This window comes from Mesobacillus harenae, from assembly GCF_013343715.1.
Classification (GTDB): domain Bacteria; phylum Bacillota; class Bacilli; order Bacillales; family Cytobacillaceae; genus Mesobacillus_A; species Mesobacillus_A harenae.
The window spans coordinates 84891-103578 of the sequence record NZ_JABUNR010000003.1; the positions used below are offsets into that span (position 1 = coordinate 84891).

An 18688-nucleotide genomic window follows, 5' to 3' on the forward strand; every position below is an offset into this window, starting at 1 on the left:
CTAAATATGCTCCTGAGTGAGCCACGTAATAAGAAGTGAGCCTGTTTTAGCGCCGCCCATTGCTGATAAAATTAATAGAAACTGCTTGAAGATGTCTTTTGTCTCCCCATCAAGCAGCCCTCGCTCAAAGCTGTATACTGTATCAAAGGTGCCGCCTATTGCAGCAATGATTGCCCAAATTCGTATGGAATTAGAAAAACGGAATATTTCTGTCATAAGTGGCTGTCCAGTTAAAAAAGCGGCAAGGCCTCCGATTATAGAGCCCCCAAGCAGGACTCCTAGAGCAATAAAATAGCTTTCGAACAGGTGAGCAAAGAAGGGCTGATTCATACTGCATAACCGCCTTTTAGTTAAAATAATGGTTATTTTAATCATATGGACAATCAAGGACGATTATGTTAAATCTTCCCGCCAAAAATGAGAACATATTTTCTTTTTTAAATTTTTAGCTCTATAATAAATGGAGAAGAACCTTTAAGGGTGTGAGAGAAAATGTCATTTAACCACCTTCATGTATACAGTGCTTACAGCCTGCTTACTAGTACAGCTCCAGTGGAACGGCTTGTCAGGGATGCTAAGGCTAAGGGCTTTACTGCCTTGGCTTTAACAGATCGAAATGTTATGTACGGAGCTGTTGCTTTTTACAATGAATGTTTGAAAAACTCTATAAAGCCAATTCTAGGGCTTACAGTTGATATATTAAGTGAATCTGAAGGGGAGGAGTCCTATCCTCTCATTTTGCTTGCCCAGAACAATACTGGATTTCAAAATCTAATGAAAATATCCTCTGCGGTTATGACTAAGTCTCCTAAGGGGCTCCCGATGAAATGGTTAAAGCATTACGCAAAAGGGCTTATAGCTATTACGGCAGGTATGGAAGGAGAAGTGGAGCAGCTTCTCTTACAGGGAAAAACCGATGAAGCACGTAAAGCAGCCAATCTCTATCTGCAATTGTTTGGACCTAATAACTTTTACCTTGCTTTACAGGATCATGGATTGGAATTGGAAGCAGGTTTGAACCGACATGTAGTCCAAATTGGAGAGGAGCTAGGAATACATACAGTTCCAACGAATCAAGTATTCTACCTAAATAGAGAAGATTCCTTCGCTCACGAATGTCTCCTAGCCGTAAAAAATGGTGATAAAATGCAGGATGAAGGCAGAGAGCGACTGGAAAATGACCAATATTACCTTAAGGATCCTGCAGAAATGGTTGAACTGTTTTCAAGCAATCCAGATGCTTTAGAAAATACGCTGGTAATCGCAGAGCGCTGTAATGTGACTCTTGACCTAGAAACGCAGCATCTGCCAAAATATCCTTCTGAGAATGGTATGTCCTCGGAAGATCTTTTGGACAGCCTGTGTATGTCGGGGCTTGAATCCAGGTATGAAACCCCGTTGGCGGAACACCGTGATCGTCTGCAATATGAATTAACGATTATAAAAAGGATGAAGTTTAGCGATTACTTTTTAATCGTATGGGATTTTATGAAATATGCCAGAGATAATGGAATATTAACAGGACCTGGCAGGGGGTCGGCTGCAGGATCAATTGTTGCTTATGTTCTGTATATAACAGACGTTGATCCCATTAAACACGAGCTGTTTTTTGAACGTTTTTTAAATCCAGAGAGAATATCTATGCCAGATATTGATATAGATTTTCCTGATCACCGAAGAGAAGAAGTGATTGAGTATGTTGCTGAGAAATACGGTGAGCAGCATGTTGCGCAAATTGTAACCTTTGGAACAATGGCTGCTAAGGCAGCAGCAAGGGATGTAGGGAGAGCCTTTGGGTTAAACACAAAGGAATTGGACCGGCTGTCAAGGACGATTCCCTCTCGATTGGGAATCACCCTTGAGGAAGCATATAGAGAATCGGAGGCGCTGCGAGCGTTCATAAAAGAATCTGAACTTAACAGAAGGTTGTACGAAACAGCGCTTAAGCTCGAGGGGCTGCCACGGCACACCTCCACTCATGCAGCTGGGGTTGTAATCAGCGAGCAGCCGCTCGTACACGTGGTACCGGTACAGGCTGGTCAAGAAAAAGTATACCTTACCCAATATTCCATGGAACATTTGGAGCAAGTTGGTTTGTTGAAGATGGACTTCCTTGGGTTAAGGAACCTTTCTTTGATTGAAGCTATTCTTGAGAGGATTTACCGCAATACCGGTAAGAGGGTTAATATTCACCAGGTTCCAGAGGAAGACTCCAAAACGTTCGAATTGCTTGGCAAAGGGGATACGACGGGTATATTCCAGCTTGAGTCTGAAGGAATGAGAAAGGTCTTAATTAAGTTAAGTCCCTCCAGGTTTGAGGATATCGTCGCTGTAAACGCTCTTTATCGTCCAGGCCCAATGGAAAATATTCCTTTGTTTATCGACAGAAAGCATGGCAGGCAGGAAGTGGAATACCCTCATCAAGATTTGAAAGAGATATTGGAGAACACATACGGTGTTATTGTGTACCAGGAACAGATCATGCAGATTGCAGCAACAATGGCCGGTTTTTCGCTTGGTGAAGCAGATCTTTTGCGGCGGGCTGTTGGAAAGAAAAAGAAGGAAGTACTTGATCAGGAAAGAAGTCATTTTGTCGGCGGAGCCCTAAACAAAGGGTACAGTGAGAAAACTGCCAATGAAATCTATGATCTGATTGTCCGATTTGCGAATTATGGATTTAACCGAAGTCATGCAGTTGCCTATAGCATGATTGCCTATCAGCTGGCGTACCTGAAGGCTCATTTTCCTCTGCACTTTATGGCGGAGCTGCTTACATCTTCTATGGGGAGTGACCAAAAAATTGCCCAACATGCCAGAGAACTGCAGCAAATGAATATTTCTTTGCTCCCTCCTTCGATCAATAAGAGTCATTTTAGCTTCCAGCCAGAAAAGGAAGGGATCCGTTATAGTTTAGCAGCAATAAAGGGTGTTGGCATGAATGCCCTAAAAGAGATTTTTAGGGTGAGAAGGCAGAAGCGGTTTAAGGATTTATTTGATTTTTGTATTCGGGTTTCTCCAAAAGCGGTGAACAGAAAAACGCTTGAGGCACTTGTATATTCAGGAAGTTTTGATGACTTCGGTGAGGACCGGGCGATTCTGCTTGCTACTCTTGATGTTGCCCTAGAGCATGCAGAGCTTGTTGTTCCTGATAACAGCGGCCAGTTCGACCTATTTGAAGAGGAAGAATTTTCACTCAAACCAAAATATGTTAATGTTGATCTCATGAGGATTGAAGATAAGCTTTCATTTGAAAAGACCGTGCTTGGGCTTTATTTATCAGAACACCCTGTGTCCGTGTATAAGCAGTATTTTGATATTTTAGGAATTAAGCCTATTGCTGCTGGTAGAATTCAAAAAGGGAAAGTTGCCGCTTATATTACTATGTTAAAGACAATAAGGACTAAAAAGGGAGATACGATGGCTTTTTTGACGATCAGTGATAAAAGTGGGGAACTTGAGGCTGTGGTCTTTCCAGCCGTTTATAAAAAGTTCAGCTCAGTGCTTAAGCAGGGAGAGGTTGTAGTCCTTGAAGGTAAGTATGAAGAACGGGATGATAAAACACAGTTTATTATTCAATCAGCAAATCCAATCATGGAAGCCATCAAGCATTCGAATGAAGGGACACAGCCTTTGCTTTACATTCGGATTGTAATTGGATGGCAAGGGGAACTGAACAGGCTAAAAGAGCTTCTGCAGCAGCACAGCGGGAGCATTTCCGTGATTCTTTATTATGAAGGCACGGATAAAAAAGTTCTCTTACCCGATCAATTTAAGGTAGATCCGACTTCTGCCTGTCTTGAGGAATTGTATAAATTCATGGGGCAAAGGAATGTTATTTTAAAAAATTAACTCTTTACAAGCCTAGGAGCGGTTGTGTTATATTGTAAAGATACACGTGGTCTGACCACTTTCTTTGAACTATATAATTCATTATAAAAACACAGTTCTCAGTATTCCCAGTCTAAAACAAACCCGGCCCAACCCACTGAGGCCAGCCTAAGGAGAGGATTAGTTTGACTTTGAAAGAAGAAGCGTTGCATATGCATCGTGTTAATAGAGGGAAATTGGAATCGAAATCTAAGGTGCCGGTTCGAAATGCCAGGGATCTTAGCCTTGCCTATTCTCCAGGTGTGGCAGAACCATGTAAGGCAATTTATGATAAACCAGAATCGGTATATGAATATACGATGAAGGGTAATATGGTTGCTGTGGTTTCAGACGGAACAGCGGTACTTGGTCTGGGAAATATCGGACCGGAAGCTGCATTGCCTGTTATGGAAGGAAAAGCAGTCCTTTTTAAAAGTTTTGCAGGAGTAGATGCATTTCCAATTTGTTTAAACACGACTGATATCGATAAAATTGTAGAAACAGTAAAGCTGCTTGAACCAACATTTGGCGGGGTTAATCTTGAGGATATCGCTGCACCAAACTGCTTTGAAATTGAAGACCGGTTAAAAAAGGAAACAAATATTCCTGTATTCCATGATGATCAGCATGGTACTGCAATAGTTACTGTTGCCGGTTTAGTGAATGCTCTTAAGCTGGTTGGAAAACAAATGAACGAAATTAAGGTAGTAGCAAATGGAGCGGGAGCCGCGGGAATTGCGATCATTAAGCTTCTGTATGCTTATGGTGTACGTGATGTCATCATGTGTGACACTAAAGGAGCGATTTACGAGGGTCGTCCCCAGGGAATGAATAAAATCAAAGAAGAAGTAGCCAAGTTTACGAACAGGGACAACGTAACGGGCAGCTTAAGTGATGCAATAAAGGGTGCAGATGTATTTATTGGTGTATCTGTTGCAGGGGCATTGACAAAAGAAATGATCCAGTCGATGAACTCCGATTCAATCATTTTTGCGATGGCTAATCCTAACCCGGAAATTATGCCGGAGGATGCCAAGGAAGCCGGAGCTAAAGTAATTGGAACAGGCCGGTCCGACTTTCCGAATCAGGTTAATAATGTTCTTGCCTTTCCGGGCATTTTTAGAGGAGCTTTAGATGCAAGAGCAACACATATTAATGAAAAAATGAAAGTGGCGGCGGTCGAAGCAATTGCTGGTTTAATTGACGACAAAGACCTTGCGTATGATTATGTAATCCCAGGCCCATTTGATCCGAGAGTTGCTCCAGAGGTTGCAGCAGCGGTAGCCATGGCTGCTATGGAAACAGGTGTAGCGCGTATAAAAGTAGATCCAGATGAAATTAGAGAACGTACAAAAAAACTTGCCATAATTGACAAAAGTGAGTGATAAATAAAAGTGAATCAATCAGAGGGAAAATCAAAGGTTTATATTGAAATCGTCAAGCAGTTAAGGGTCATGATCGAAACGGATGGCCTTAAAGCAGGCGATAAAATCCCTTCTGAGCGGGAACTTTCAGAGCGTCTGGATGCCGGACGCTCTTCCGTCAGGGAAGCCTTGAGAGCTTTGGAGCTGCTGGGGCTGATTGAGACCAGGCGTGGTGAAGGGACTTTCATCCGGGACTTTAGAGAAAATCAGCTTGTCCAGCTGTTAAGCACATTTATTTTACAAGATAAAAGAGCCAAACGTGATGTAGTAGAAACAAAGTATTTGATTGAGATGGACTGCCTCAGGCAAGCAGCTGCAAAAAGCGGAGATGATAAGCTGGCACAGTTGAAACAGTGGACCTCAGCTTCAGAATTCAGCGACGATGACTTTTTCTTGAAAATAGCAGATATGGCAGATAATCATCTTCTATTTAGAATATGGAAAATCTTAAAGGATTACTATAACTCGCTTGGAATAAATCCTCCGGCTGTTAATAAAGCTTATTATGAAAAACTTACGGATGATTTGCTCGCTGGTGATATTGATAGGACCCTTCTCTCATACTGGCAGTTAAGAGATTTGTCGAAGGAGTAGCGACAAACCTTTACAAAATTTGTATTTCAGTTGATATATAGTAAAGGACAGGCTCCATTTAATAGGGAGATTTTTTGCTTTGAGTGGTCTGACCACTCAGTTGAATTTTAAAAATTATAAAGTGATTTTAAACTACCAACAAGGAGGTTACACCTTGCTGAAAGAGCTATTTACAAAGTCGAAGAAAAAGAAATATGCAACCATTCCTTCAGACCTAACTAAACAGGATGTGCCGGAAGGAATTATGACCAAGTGTCCTAACTGCAAAAAAATCATGTATACAAAAGAACTAAATAAGAATTTTAAAGTTTGCTTTCATTGCAGCTATCATCATCAAATGAATTCAAAAGAGCGAATTGAAAGCTTTGCAGACAGAGGTAGTTTTGAAGCTTTAAATGAAAACATGATTTCTGAAAATCCGCTTCAATTTCCAGACTACACGGAAAAGCTAGAGAAAGACCGAAAAAAGACAAAATTAAATGAAGCGGTCGTAACTGGTTTATGCGAAGTCAATGGCAAGAAAGTATCTCTTGCCATTATGGATGCTTCATTTCGGATGGGAAGCATGGGTTCAGTCGTAGGAGAAAAGATCACGAGGGCAATCGAAAAGGCAGACGAACTTGGCATTCCATTTGTTATCTTTACTGCCTCAGGAGGAGCCAGAATGCAAGAAGGAGTACTAAGCTTAATGCAAATGGCGAAAACAAGCGTAGCCCTGAAAAGGTTCAGTGACAACGGCGGACTAATTATTTCAATCATGACGCATCCAACAACAGGCGGGGTTTCTGCAAGCTTTGCCTCGCTTGGAGACTATAATCTTGCTGAGCCAGGGGCCTTAATTGGATTTGCAGGAAGGCGTATCATTGAGCAAACCATACGCGAAGACTTACCAGATGATTTCCAGACTTCAGAATTCCTATTAAAGCATGGACAGCTGGATTCAGTCATTTCAAGACTGGAATTAAAAGAAAAGGTTTCAAATATAATTGACATCCATTATCCAGGGGGGAGTTTTGATTGGTAGGAGAGTTAGAATTTGAAAAGCCGGTAACCGAGCTGAGAAAAAAGATTGCTGAACTTAAAGAGTTCACTACAAGTGCTGATATGGATTTGTCCGATGAAATAGAAAAACTTGAAGCTCGTCTCAAGAGGCTTGAAACTGACGTATACGAAAATATGAAACCATGGGATCGGGTGCAACTGGCTAGACATCCTGAACGCCCTACTACACTAGATTATATTGCGCACTTATTTACTGACTTCTTTGAATGCCATGGTGACAGATTATTTGGGGACGATGCAGCGATAGTCGGAGGGATAGCCCGATTTAATGGAATGCCGGTAACGGTAATTGGACACCAGAGAGGCAAGGATACAAAAGAAAATATTCGCCGGAACTTTGGTATGCCTCACCCTGAGGGATATAGGAAGGCCATGAGATTAATGAAACAGGCTGAAAAGTTCAGAAGGCCGATTATATGTTTTATTGACACAAAGGGAGCTTATCCTGGAAAAGCAGCAGAAGAAAGAGGCCAAAGCGAGGCAATTGCAAGGAATTTATTTGAAATGGCAGGCCTTAAGGTTCCAGTTGTCTGCATTGTGATTGGCGAGGGAGGCAGCGGCGGTGCTCTTGCGCTTGGTGTTGGAAACCATATTCACATGCTTGAAAACTCAACCTATTCGGTTATTTCTCCTGAGGGAGCTGCTGCATTGCTTTGGAAAGATGCTTCACTTGCTAAAAGAGCGGCAGAGACGATGAAAATTACTGCACCAGATCTTAAGGAGCTTGGTATAATTGATGAAATTATTCCAGAACTTAAGGGCGGTGCACACAAGGACATTGCATTACAGGCTGAGGAAATTGGCAAAATTCTGAAGGGCTCTTTGCAAAATTTAATTAAGATGTCTGAAGCGGAAATTGTAAACCAGCGCTATAACAAATATAAAGCAATAGGCAAATACTCGTTTCTGAACGATTTTATAGGGGTAAATTAGAAGCGTGCGGTAAAGCACGCTCTTTTCTTTTGTTCTAGTAAAGATGTAAGCCTTAAGATTTACAGATTATCCACTCTAGTAGGCGATACTTTTTTAGTTCTAGCTTCAACTCGGTGTAACTGGAAAACCTTAAGCTCCCTGTCAGAGTAGAAATGCTTTTTTTGGAGGAGTCTCCAGCTTCTGTGTTTCTTACAGTTGGCTCAGCTTTTCTTTGTCGAGCTGCAGCGCCTAGCTCCTCGAGTCGCTTCGGTCTTGCTGATGAAGTCAAAAAACGCCTTCACCCTCAAGCCCTCCAGCGCTTGTCGGAGCTGTTCAAGGCGCTTCCGCTTTTCTTTGTCCAGCTGCGCCTCCTAGGGGTTCGGGGTCATAAGTCAATCGCTTCTGAAGGCACAAAACGCCTTCTGTCAGCGCTCGCCTTATGCCTGTCGCCCCTGGACATTCGGCTCCGCTTTTCTTTCTAAAGCGGTTGCATTTACTTGATTATTCTGTATTCACCTAAATGGATGGTATTAAGTTGTTATAGCCTAGCCTTCATGGTATTTTAGAAATATTAACGGGGATTCTGTTTATAATAAGATGGAGAAACAATCAACTTTTTAACAAATTTGATTACATAGATTTTAAATGAGGTGAAAGTTAGTGAAAAGAATTGGAGTCTTAACTAGCGGAGGAGATGCTCCGGGGATGAATGCGGCCGTTCGTGCAGTGGTACGTAAAGCTATATTCCAAAATATTGAGGTTTATGGAGTTTATGGCGGATATGCCGGTTTAATGGGCGGAAATATAAAAAAATTAGAACTAGGTTCAGTAGGAGATATTATTCACCGCGGAGGTACGGTTTTATATTCTGCCAGATCCGAGGAGTTTAAAACTAAAGAAGGACAGCAGAAAGGAATCGAGCAACTAAAGAAGTTCGGTATCGATGGATTAGTTGTTATTGGCGGGGACGGATCCTACAGAGGTGCAAAAGCTTTAACAGAACAAGGTTACCCATGTGTAGGTGTTCCCGGTACTATTGACAATGATATTCCTGGAACAGAATTCACAATCGGATTTGATACTGCTTTAAACACAGTTATAGATGCAATTGACAAGATTAGGGACACGGCGACTTCTCATGAACGTACATTTGTAATCGAAGTGATGGGAAGAAATGCAGGTGATATTGCTTTATGGGCCGGACTTGCTGGTGGTGCGGAAACTATTTTAATTCCAGAAGAAAAGCACAGCATGGAAGAGATAGCTGAACGCTTAAAGAAAGGGCAAGAACGTGGTAAAAAACACAGTATTATTGTGGTTGCTGAAGGTGTAATGAGCGGGGTGGATTTTGGCAGGGAAATTGAAAAACTGACCGATTTTGATACACGCGTTTCTGTACTTGGTCACATGCAGCGCGGTGGTTCTCCAACTGCATTTGACCGAGTCCTGGCAAGCCGTCTTGGGGCCAGGGCTGTTGAACTGCTAATAGAAGGAAACGGCGGCAGGGCTGTTGGCATGGAAAAAAATCAAATGGTGGATTATGATATTATTGAGGCATTGGCTAAAGAGCACCATCTAGACCTTAACTTATATAAATTATCAAAGGAATTATCGATTTAATAAGGCTTTTTATTATCAGGAGGTTTGCTATATATGCGTAAAACAAAAATTGTTTGTACAATCGGCCCAGCTAGCGAAAGTTTAGAAAAATTGACAGAGCTTATGGATACTGGGATGAATGTAGCCCGCTTAAATTTTTCTCATGGAGATCATCAGGAGCATGGCCAGCGGATTAAAAATATACGATCTGCTGCTCAGTCGACCGGAAAAACGGTTGCTATCCTGCTAGACACTAAAGGTCCTGAAATTCGTACCAATGATATGGAAAACGGAGCTGTTGAATTAACAGCCGGACAGGATATCAGTGTGTCAATGAACCAAGTGCTTGGTAATGCTGAAAGGTTTTCTGTTACATATGAAAATTTGATTAACGATGTCCATAGTGGCAGCCGAATCCTGCTTGATGATGGACTGATTGGTTTACAAGTAACGAGCATCGATAAAGCTAATAATGAAATTAAAACAAAAGTCCTTAACAGTGGAACTCTTAAAAATAAAAAGGGTGTCAATGTCCCTGGTGTTTCTGTAAAACTTCCTGGGATCACAGAAAAAGATGCGAAGGATATTTTATTTGGAATAGAACAGGGTGTTGATTTTATTGCTGCATCTTTTGTAAGGCGTGCATCGGATGTCCTAGAAATCCGTCAGCTTTTAGAAGAAAATAATGCCTCACATATTCAGATCATCCCAAAAATAGAAAATCAAGAGGGCGTCGATAATATAGATGAAATTCTTGAGATTTCAGATGGCCTTATGGTAGCACGGGGAGATCTGGGTGTTGAAATTCCGGCTGAAGAAGTCCCTCTGGTCCAGAAGGAATTGATTAGGAAGTGTAATTTCTTCGGTAAACCAGTTATTACAGCCACACAGATGCTTGATTCAATGCAGCGCAATCCACGTCCAACACGTGCGGAAGCCAGTGATGTTGCGAATGCTATATTTGATGGAACAGATGCGATCATGCTATCCGGAGAAACAGCTGCTGGGCAATACCCTGTCGAGGCTGTTCAAACAATGCATAATATTGCTTCCAGAGCAGAGTCTGCTTTAGACCACAAAAATATCCTGACTAATCGCAGCAAAAATACAGAACATAATATTACCGATGCAATTGGGCAGTCTGTTGCCCATACTGCGCTTAATCTTCAGGCAAAATCAATCATCACGCCAACAGAAAGTGGACATACGGCTCGGATGATTTCAAAATATCGCCCGAAGGCACCAATTGTCGCAGTTACTGCAAACGACCATGTATGCCGCAGACTAGCCTTAGTTTGGGGAGTTTACCCTCAATTAGGTGAAGTGGCCAAGTCAACGGATGAAATGCTTGACAGTGCCGTTCAGGAATCGCTGAATAGCGGTCTTGTTTCTCATGGAGACCTGGTTGTAATTACAGCTGGTGTACCTGTTGGAGAAGCCGGAACAACAAACTTAATGAAAATCCATGTTGTCGGCGATATTCTTGTGAAAGCGCAAGGTATTGGCAGAAAATCAGCATACGGAAAAGTGGTAGTCGCCAAGAATGCCGAAGAGGCTTTAGCGAAAGTAAAAGAAGGCAATATCCTGGTAACATTTGGGTCGGACCGTGAGATGGTTCCAGCATTAGAAAAGTGCAGTGGACTTATAACAGTAGAGGGCGGGCTGACAAGCCATGCAGCAGTTGTAGGGTTAAATCTTGGGATCCCTGTTATAGTTGGCGTGGATGATGCTTTTACACTGTTTAAAGATGGACAGGAAATAACAGTGGATGCTTCAAGAGGAGTTATTTACAACGGACATGCTAGTGTTCTTTAAAAAAAGGATGGGGCTCCCATCCTTTTTTTATTAAAGGTAGTATAAGTTTGATATAATTAATGGACTAGTGTTAAAAGTGGGGGTTGCTTATGCGTTACTTGATTTTACTTTTGATTATTGTCCCGGCGGCAGAAATAGGAATTCTTCTTTGGTCTGGTAAAACAATAGGTGTCCCATTAACGATATTGGTGATTATTTCAACTGGATTGCTTGGAGCCTATCTAGCTAAGCGGCAAGGTTTGGAAACCATTCGAAGAGCTCAGGACCAGATTAGGTATGGGAGAATGCCTGGAGACACCATCTTAGATGGAATTTGCATATTAGTTGGCGGTACATTGCTGCTCACTCCCGGATTTATAACAGATGCCATTGGATTTATGCTGCTGGCACCGCCAACACGAATTTTCTTTAAAAGGCTTCTGATGAGGATCTCCACTAGATGGATCAACAACGGAAAAATCACAATTATACGCTAAAAAACCCAGCTCTAAATCCGAGCTGGGTCTTTCTTCTTTGTAATGGAGAGAAGCCTCAGTCCATCCGTCGCTTAACGGGCGCCTCAGCGCCTAGCCCCTGTCCAGCTGATGAAGTCAAAGAACGACTTCATCTTCAAGCCCTCAGCGCTTGTCGAAGCTAAACAGTCGGCTTCATATTAAGGTTTGTCGGGGCTGTTCAAGGCGCTTGCGCTTTTGGTTATTGAGGTGTTCTTTTTTCATCATCATTTCCCTTTATAAAGGACCATAGGTCTCTAAACACGTTCGCACGATGAAGAGTTGTTAGGATAACCAAAGTAACTGGTCCGGCAATCAAACCGAGAAAGCCGATGAGTTTAAACCCGACAAACAGGGAAATTAAGGTTGCCAGCGGATCAAGTCCTATATTTGAAGATAGTATTTTAGGCTCCATTACCTGCCTTTGTACAAGGACGACAATATACAGAATTCCAAGACCAATGGCCAGGCTCATCTCTCCAGCGATAATTTCAAAAATGATCCATGGAACAAAAATTGCTCCAGTTCCTAAATAGGGAATAATGTCAACTAATCCTGCTACTAAAGCAATTGTTATTGCGTAATCTACCCTCAAGATAAGCAAGCCGATTAAAATAATGACAGTCGTTATCGAAATAAGAGTGGCTTGGGCTTTGATAAAACCAAATAATGCTTTTTTTAAATCAGCAAACACAGTTGCTCCACTAGATTTAGCTCTGTTAGGCATTATGCGGGAACCAAGAGCATATAGGCGGTACCAATCCTTGCTGATAAAGAAGGTCGCAAGCAAAGAAAAAATAAGAACTGTAGCAGCATTGGGAAACCAGGATAAGATATTAGGTATATTCTCAAAGAAGGTTTGAACAAAATTTCCGACAGTCGTGCCAATATGGGCTCCAACATTTTGGATGTTAGCCATAATTGTATCCTGCTGACCAGCGTCTAAATTGTTGAAGATACCTGTTATTTGGTTGTAGAAAGGGATTAGCCTGCTTGCTATTAATTCTTCAATAAAGTCGATTAGCGTAACTAAATGATGGGGAACTACACGTGCAAAATACTCCGCGCCAGAAACGATTTCTGCGATCAAAAGTGTTATGAGGCCAGCAAAGATGGAAAATATAAGAATAAGCGAAATTAGAACTGCAAGAAATCGGGGTATGCGGACTTTTCTTTCAAGAAAATTAACAAGCGGGTTTAGAAAAAATGCAATCATCAGCCCTATAATAAACGGATACGTTACCTTTGATAAATAATACAGAGAAAGTGCGGATACTATAATGACAGCTGCTATGAAAACTGCTCGTAAAATGCTTCGATATAGATAGGGTGGGTTCAATAAGGTACCTCCTTGAATTGATTTATAAATATATATTAATTTTAACAGCTTGTCCAATTACCGTGAAGCATAAGTATTGTACGTATCCAAAGGCAAAAAGATTCCAATAGTTTTCCAAAAATACGTAATTAATTTCTCACCACAGAATTGCATCATTATAAATAAGTGTAGATTTAGAACCAAGCCTAAAAAAAATAATTATGTTAATATAGTTTAATGCCGGAAGGATGAAGTAATGTTATGTTGGAACCGTTCCTTTTCTTATTTGTTTTGCTGTCTATTGCTTTTATAGCAAAAAACCAATCTTTAATTATAGCTGTCATTTTTCTGATCGTTATGAAAGCTGTAGGGTTTGAAGGGAAAACATTTTCAATGTTACAATCTAAAGGGATTAACTGGGGAGTAACGATCATAACGATTGCTGTTTTGGCTCCCATTGCAAGCGGAGATATCGGGTTTAAGGATTTATCGGGCGCGTTTAAGTCACCTTATGCCTGGATTGCTTTAGTATCCGGAATACTGGTAGCCCTTCTGGCAAAAGGGGGCATCGTCCTGCTTGCTTCAGATCCGCATATAACGACGGCCTTGGTATTAGGTACTATTTTAGCGATAGCATTGTTCCAAGGTGTGGCAGTGGGCCCTTTAATAGGGGCTGGAATTGCATTTGCTGCAATGAAACTGTATGAATTTATCAAATAGTTTTTTTGTGAAATAATAATTTTTTTTTAAATAAAGGTGTTTTCATTCACAAAAATCTGATAATTGTTTATAATAGGACTTGTAACTGTATTCTTCCTTTAATATTAGTGGTTAAATAGGTATCAGGACTTGTCTTTTTATATTGAAATGTAAGCATTTTCTTTTTTTATGGCTGTCCTGAGCAAGCGCTCGATATGCTGGAGAAATACAAGGGACGAGCACTTCCGGCAAAGCCTTTAAGGCTTTATTTCTAAAACTGGTATAATAGTATCGGTATTAATGTTTAACCTTTTACAGACAAATGGGATGGGGAAATTATTTATCGTAAAGGAGAGATTCATATGACAGTAACAAGAGGACTCGAAGGAATAGTGGCAACAACATCCTCCATCAGCTCCATTATTGATGATACACTTACATATGTGGGGTATGATATCGATGATCTGGCTGATAACGCAAGCTTTGAAGAAGTAATTTATTTGTTATGGCATCGCAAACTGCCGACAAAGGCTGAGCTTGAGGAATTAAAGGGGCAGTTATCTGCCAATGCAGCAGTTCCAAAGGAAGTTCTTGATCATTTTAAAACTTATCCAATTGACAAAGTTCATCCAATGGCTGCTCTTCGCTCTGCTGTTTCGTTACTTGGGCTATATGATGACGAAGCTGATGTAATGGATGCAAAATCAAATTACATGAAAGCGGTTCGCCTTCAGGCCAAAATGCCTGCTCTTGTAACAGCATTCGCCCGCGTCAGAAAAGGGCTTGAACCTGTTGATCCTAGAGAGGATTTAAGCTTCGCTGCGAATTTCTTATATATGCTTTCAGGAAAAGAGCCTGAGGCAATAGAAGTTGAGGCATTCAATAAAGCACTTGTCTTACACGCTGACCATGAATTAAACGCTTCTACCTTTACAGCACGCGTTTGTGTTGCTACCCTGTCTGATGTGTATTCAGGTGTTACTGCTGCAATTGGTGCACTTAAAGGGCCATTGCACGGAGGCGCAAACGAAGCAGTAATGAAAATGCTAACTGAGATCGGTGATCTTGAAAATGTAGATTCCGTGATTCGCGGAAAACTAAGCAATAAAGAAAAGATTATGGGCTTTGGACACCGTGTATATCGTGAGGGCGACCCGCGTGCTAAGCACCTTCGTGAAATGTCAAAAAAATTGACTGAGCTCACTGGTGAGCCTCATTGGTATGAAATGTCTACAATGATCGAAGCAATCGTAACAGGGGAAAAAGATTTACCGCCAAATGTAGACTTTTACTCAGCATCTGTCTATCATAGCTTAGGCATTGACCATGATTTATTTACACCTATCTTTGCTGTAAGCCGAGTTTCGGGCTGGCTGGCTCATATCCTCGAGCAATATGACAATAATAGATTGATCCGTCCGCGAGCAGAATATACTGGCCCGGGAAAACAAGATTACATCGCCATTGATCAAAGAAGTTAATAAAGAGACTCAAGTCCAAGTAAAACAATGGATTAACGATCCTAAATTAAGACGTTTTTAAAAGAAATATATATATATAGATAAGCAGCATTTTACTTTTGGTAAAAAAATTGCTGTAATAGGAGAGTATAGATTGTACCCTTTGCAACAAAGTCTCGGCAGGTTTTCTTTTGAGGAAACTGTTTATCAAGGGATTAATAGGCAATTTCAAAGGTTAGAGGCAATTGCCGGCTAACCTTTGATGCTGAATTTAGGCTAAGCTTTGTTGTGCTTCTAAAATGCTATAACAGCTAGAGAGGGTAACAATTTTTGAATGCATTTTATTTTTGGAGGGAAAAAACATGCAAGGTGAAAAAATTACAGTAAAAGATGGCGTTCTAAATGTACCAAACAATCCGGTTGTGCCTTTTATTGAAGGCGATGGAACAGGTCCAGACATCTGGGCAGCTTCTCAAAGAGTCTTAGATGCTGCAGTAGAAAAAGCATATAAAGGCGAAAGAAAAATCACGTGGAAGGAAGTTCTTGCTGGTGAAAAAGCATTCAACCAGACTGGAGAATGGCTTCCAGCAGAAACCCTTGATGTAATCAATGAGTATCTAATCGCAATTAAAGGACCGCTGACAACTCCAATCGGTGGAGGTTTCCGTTCTCTTAATGTAGCATTGCGTCAAGAATTAGATTTATTTGTATGCTTGCGTCCTGTACGCTGGTTTGAAGGGGTACCATCACCAGTAAAGCGTCCTCAGGATACAGACATGGTTATCTTCCGTGAAAACACAGAAGATATTTATGCCGGTATTGAGTACCAACAAGGTTCTGATGAGGTTAAGAAGTTAATTGCTTTCCTTCAAAATGAACTTGGTGTAAATAAAATTCGTTTCCCTGAAACTTCTGGTCTAGGAATTAAGCCAGTTTCTGAGGAGGGAACAAGCCGTTTAGTACGTGCTGCTATCGACTATGCAATTAAAGAAGGCCGCAAATCAGTTACCCTCGTACATAAAGGGAATATCATGAAGTTTACTGAAGGTGCTTTCAAGAACTGGGGCTATGAGTTGGCTGAGAAGGAATTTGGCGAACAAGTATTTACCTGGAACCAGTACGATCGCATCAAAGATGAGCAGGGATTGGATGCTGCGAATCAAGCTCAGTCTGATGCTGAGGCTGCAGGCAAAATCATCGTAAAAGATGCTATTGCTGACATCTTCTTACAACAGATTCTGACTCGTCCAAAAGAATTTGATGTTGTAGCAACAATGAACCTTAACGGTGACTATATTTCTGATGCACTTGCCGCACAAGTTGGCGGAATTGGAATTGCTCCAGGTGCTAATATCAACTATGAAACAGGCCATGCAATTTTTGAGGCTACTCATGGAACAGCTCCTAAATACGCTGGATTGGACAAGGTTAACCCTTCTTCAGTCATTCTTTCCGGAGTATTGCTTCTTGAACATCTTGGATGGACAGAAGCTGCCAGCATGATCCTAAAATCAATGGAAGATACCATTGCATCAAAGGTTGTAACGTACGACTTTGCAAGATTGATGGATGGTGCAACTGAAGTGAAAGCTTCAGAGTTTGGAACTGAGTTAATTAAAAACATGAAATAATTCCCAGATTGGGGAACTGGGGCTATGCTGATAAGTGTAGCCCTTTTTCATAGGGAAAATAAGATATGAAAAAGGAGGAAAACTCATGACTTTAAATAGAAAAAAGGTATCCGTAATCGGTGGCGGATTTACTGGAGCAACAACTGCATTTTTATTGGCCCAAAAAGAGCTTGGTGATGTTGTGCTTGTTGATATCCCGCAAATGGAAAACCCAACTAAAGGAAAAGCGCTAGATATGCTGGAAGCCAGTCCCGTACTAGGCTTTGATGCTAATATTACTGGCACTTCCAATTATGAGGATACAAAAGACTCGGATATCGTCGTTATTACTGCTGGAATTGCACGGAAACCAGGTATGAGCCGTGATGATTTAGTTCAGACAAATCAAAAGATCATGAAAAGTGTTGCTCAGGAAATCGTCAAATATTCCCCGAATTGCTATATCTTAGTGTTAACGAACCCTGTAGATGCAATGACTTATACTGTATTTAAAGAAGCGGGTTTTCCTAAGAACCGGGTAATCGGACAATCGGGTGTCCTTGATTCAGCACGCTTCCGTACCTTCGTTGCCCAAGAACTGCGATTATCAGTAAAAGATATTACAGGCTTTGTATTAGGCGGGCATGGGGATGACATGGTTCCGCTAGTTCGCTATTCTTATGCAGGCGGTATTCCGCTTGAAGCATTAATCCCTAAGGAGCGCCTTGATGCAATTGTAGAACGAACGCGCAAGGGTGGCGGTGAGATCGTTAACTTGCTAGGAAACGGGAGTGCCTACTATGCACCAGCAGCTTCTTTGGTCGAGATGGTTGAAGCTATTTTAAAAGACCAGCGCAGAGTTCTTCCTTCAATTGCATATCTTGAAGGAGAGTATGGATACGATGGCATCTATCTTGGCGTTCCAACCATTCTAGGTGCGAATGGAATCGAGAAAATTATTGAATTAGAGTTAACTGCAGAGGAAAAAGCCGCTCTTGATAAGTCTGCTTCATCTGTTAAATCAGTAATGGAAGTTTTAATATAGGTTAGCAAAATCGGGGATGCTTCCCCGATTTTTTTCTAGGACACTTTGTATCATAATAGTCTAAATGCTATAGTATGAATTAATACAGCAGTGACTCGACCCTAACGTAATTGTTTATGGAGGTGCAGTATTAATGTTGCTGGGAAAAAAACGTAAGCTGGGAAGGCAAATCGGTGAGATTTCAACAGGAGAGAAACTTTCGCTTACCGAAAAAATGGAAGATAAGGATTTACTGCTTTATCTAGGGCTGACAAATGATTCGAATCCACTTTATATTCAGCATGATTACGCTTCACAGACTCCCTATGAAAAGCCAATTGTTCCACCGATTATGCTGACTGGTGTCATCACATCAGCTATCTCTAAGTACTTGCCCGGTCCTGGAAGCTATGTTCTAAAACAGGAGATCGAATTCCTGAAGCCTGTTTATCATTACGATACCGTGCTGTTCATTTTTGAAGTAACCGAGGTAAACCGAAATAACCACTTTATTGAGATTTCTGTTACGGTTTCGAATGAAAACGAGGATGAGGTTGCAGCAGGGAAGCTTAAGGTGTGCCCGCCCTACCGCCAGGAGCGGCTTGAAGGAAAGGCGCTTGAGAATTTCTAGCAACAAATTGAAGATGTACATATGTACATCTTCTTTGTGTTTTGTCAGCTAATAAAGTCGGTTGTTCCACCTTACTCTGTTAAACTTGGTTCTTATCTTCGATACAGGTAATCGTTTTCCTTAGACTTTTTATAAATTAAATTCCAGGTGTAACACACCTTCATTTGCAGTTTTTTCAGATG

Annotated in this window: 15 protein-coding genes; 13 read left to right on the forward strand and 2 right to left on the reverse strand. The window is 41.2% G+C overall.

All coding sequences use genetic code 11. The features are described from left to right. The gene (ytrH, locus tag HRJ06_RS04465; RefSeq protein WP_174729545.1) at window positions 1-330 is read right to left on the reverse strand and encodes a sporulation membrane protein YtrH; all 330 of its coding nucleotides are present in this window, start codon (window positions 328-330) and stop codon (window positions 1-3) included. A gap of 162 nt (window positions 331-492) precedes the next feature. On the opposite strand from ytrH, the gene dnaE reads away from it, so the two are divergent. The 8 genes from dnaE (at window position 493) to HRJ06_RS04505 (ending at window position 11749) form a co-directional block, all read left to right on the forward strand. Continuing rightward, on the forward strand, window positions 493-3849 hold the full coding sequence (gene dnaE, locus HRJ06_RS04470) for a DNA polymerase III subunit alpha (protein ID WP_174729548.1): 3357 nt from the start codon (window positions 493-495) through the stop codon (window positions 3847-3849). A 164-nt stretch (window positions 3850-4013) separates the two neighbouring features. After that, window positions 4014-5252 carry an NADP-dependent malic enzyme gene (ystJ, locus tag HRJ06_RS04475; protein ID WP_174729551.1) on the forward strand — a complete coding sequence of 413 codons (1239 nt, stop codon included), beginning with the start codon at window positions 4014-4016 and terminating at the stop codon, window positions 5250-5252. Window positions 5253-5261: 9 nt separating this feature from the next. Next, window positions 5262-5885, forward strand: coding sequence for a FadR/GntR family transcriptional regulator (locus tag HRJ06_RS04480; protein ID WP_338421051.1), 624 nt, complete (start codon window positions 5262-5264; stop codon window positions 5883-5885). Between the two features lie 154 nt (window positions 5886-6039). Then, window positions 6040-6909 (forward strand): acetyl-CoA carboxylase, carboxyltransferase subunit beta, encoded by an 870-nt coding sequence (gene accD / locus HRJ06_RS04485; protein WP_174729554.1) that lies wholly within the window; start codon window positions 6040-6042, stop codon window positions 6907-6909. After that, window positions 6903-7880, forward strand: coding sequence for an acetyl-CoA carboxylase carboxyl transferase subunit alpha (gene accA / locus HRJ06_RS04490; protein ID WP_174729557.1), 978 nt, complete (start codon window positions 6903-6905; stop codon window positions 7878-7880). Before accD ends, accA begins: the two co-directional genes overlap by 7 nt. 639 nt (window positions 7881-8519) lie before the next feature. Further along, a complete protein-coding gene (gene pfkA / locus HRJ06_RS04495; RefSeq protein WP_174729561.1) occupies window positions 8520-9479 on the forward strand; it encodes a 6-phosphofructokinase in 960 nt (319 codons plus the stop codon). Between the two features lie 33 nt (window positions 9480-9512). Continuing rightward, window positions 9513-11273 (forward strand): pyruvate kinase, encoded by a 1761-nt coding sequence (pyk, locus tag HRJ06_RS04500; RefSeq protein WP_174729564.1) that lies wholly within the window; start codon window positions 9513-9515, stop codon window positions 11271-11273. 89 nt (window positions 11274-11362) lie between these two features. Further along, window positions 11363-11749, forward strand: coding sequence for an FxsA family protein (locus HRJ06_RS04505; RefSeq protein WP_174729567.1), 387 nt, complete (start codon window positions 11363-11365; stop codon window positions 11747-11749). Window positions 11750-11966: 217 nt separating this feature from the next. Here HRJ06_RS04505 and ytvI read toward each other — a convergent pair whose 3' ends face one another. Beyond that, window positions 11967-13103, reverse strand: a complete 1137-nt coding sequence (gene ytvI / locus HRJ06_RS04510) for a sporulation integral membrane protein YtvI (RefSeq protein ID WP_174729571.1) — start codon at window positions 13101-13103, stop codon at window positions 11967-11969. Window positions 13104-13343: 240 nt separating this feature from the next. Here ytvI and HRJ06_RS04515 point away from each other — a divergent pair, with 240 nt between their 5' ends. From HRJ06_RS04515 to HRJ06_RS04535, 5 genes are all read left to right on the forward strand, one after another. Continuing rightward, window positions 13344-13802 carry a DUF441 domain-containing protein gene (locus HRJ06_RS04515; protein ID WP_174729574.1) on the forward strand — a complete coding sequence of 153 codons (459 nt, stop codon included), beginning with the start codon at window positions 13344-13346 and terminating at the stop codon, window positions 13800-13802. Between the two features lie 341 nt (window positions 13803-14143). After that, a complete protein-coding gene (gene citZ, locus HRJ06_RS04520; RefSeq protein WP_174729577.1) occupies window positions 14144-15262 on the forward strand; it encodes a citrate synthase in 1119 nt (372 codons plus the stop codon). Window positions 15263-15603: 341 nt separating this feature from the next. Then, a complete protein-coding gene (gene icd, locus HRJ06_RS04525) occupies window positions 15604-16872 on the forward strand; it encodes an NADP-dependent isocitrate dehydrogenase (RefSeq protein ID WP_174729580.1) in 1269 nt (422 codons plus the stop codon). Between the two features lie 85 nt (window positions 16873-16957). Then, complete coding sequence (gene mdh, locus HRJ06_RS04530) at window positions 16958-17896, forward strand: malate dehydrogenase (RefSeq protein WP_174729583.1); 939 nt, start codon at window positions 16958-16960, stop codon at window positions 17894-17896. A gap of 133 nt (window positions 17897-18029) precedes the next feature. Beyond that, on the forward strand, window positions 18030-18506 hold the full coding sequence (locus HRJ06_RS04535; RefSeq protein WP_174729586.1) for a MaoC/PaaZ C-terminal domain-containing protein: 477 nt from the start codon (window positions 18030-18032) through the stop codon (window positions 18504-18506). Window positions 18507-18688 lie beyond the last annotated feature (182 nt).

Bases quoted from the DNA above. Each gene is read 5' to 3' on its own strand.
- HRJ06_RS04535 (WP_174729586.1), top strand. From the start codon at position 18,030: ATGTTGCTGGGAAAAAAACGTAAGCTGGGAAGGCAAATCGGTGAGATT.
- mdh (WP_174729583.1), top strand. From the start codon at position 16,958: ATGACTTTAAATAGAAAAAAGGTATCCGTAATCGGTGGCGGATTTACT.
- icd (WP_174729580.1), top strand. From the start codon at position 15,604: ATGCAAGGTGAAAAAATTACAGTAAAAGATGGCGTTCTAAATGTACCA.
- citZ (WP_174729577.1), top strand. From the start codon at position 14,144: ATGACAGTAACAAGAGGACTCGAAGGAATAGTGGCAACAACATCCTCC.
- dnaE (WP_174729548.1), top strand. From the start codon at position 493: ATGTCATTTAACCACCTTCATGTATACAGTGCTTACAGCCTGCTTACT.
- HRJ06_RS04505 (WP_174729567.1), top strand. From the start codon at position 11,363: ATGCGTTACTTGATTTTACTTTTGATTATTGTCCCGGCGGCAGAAATA.
- HRJ06_RS04515 (WP_174729574.1), top strand. From the start codon at position 13,344: ATGTTGGAACCGTTCCTTTTCTTATTTGTTTTGCTGTCTATTGCTTTT.
- pyk (WP_174729564.1), top strand. From the start codon at position 9,513: ATGCGTAAAACAAAAATTGTTTGTACAATCGGCCCAGCTAGCGAAAGT.
- ytrH (WP_174729545.1), bottom strand. From the start codon at position 330: ATGAATCAGCCCTTCTTTGCTCACCTGTTCGAAAGCTATTTTATTGCT.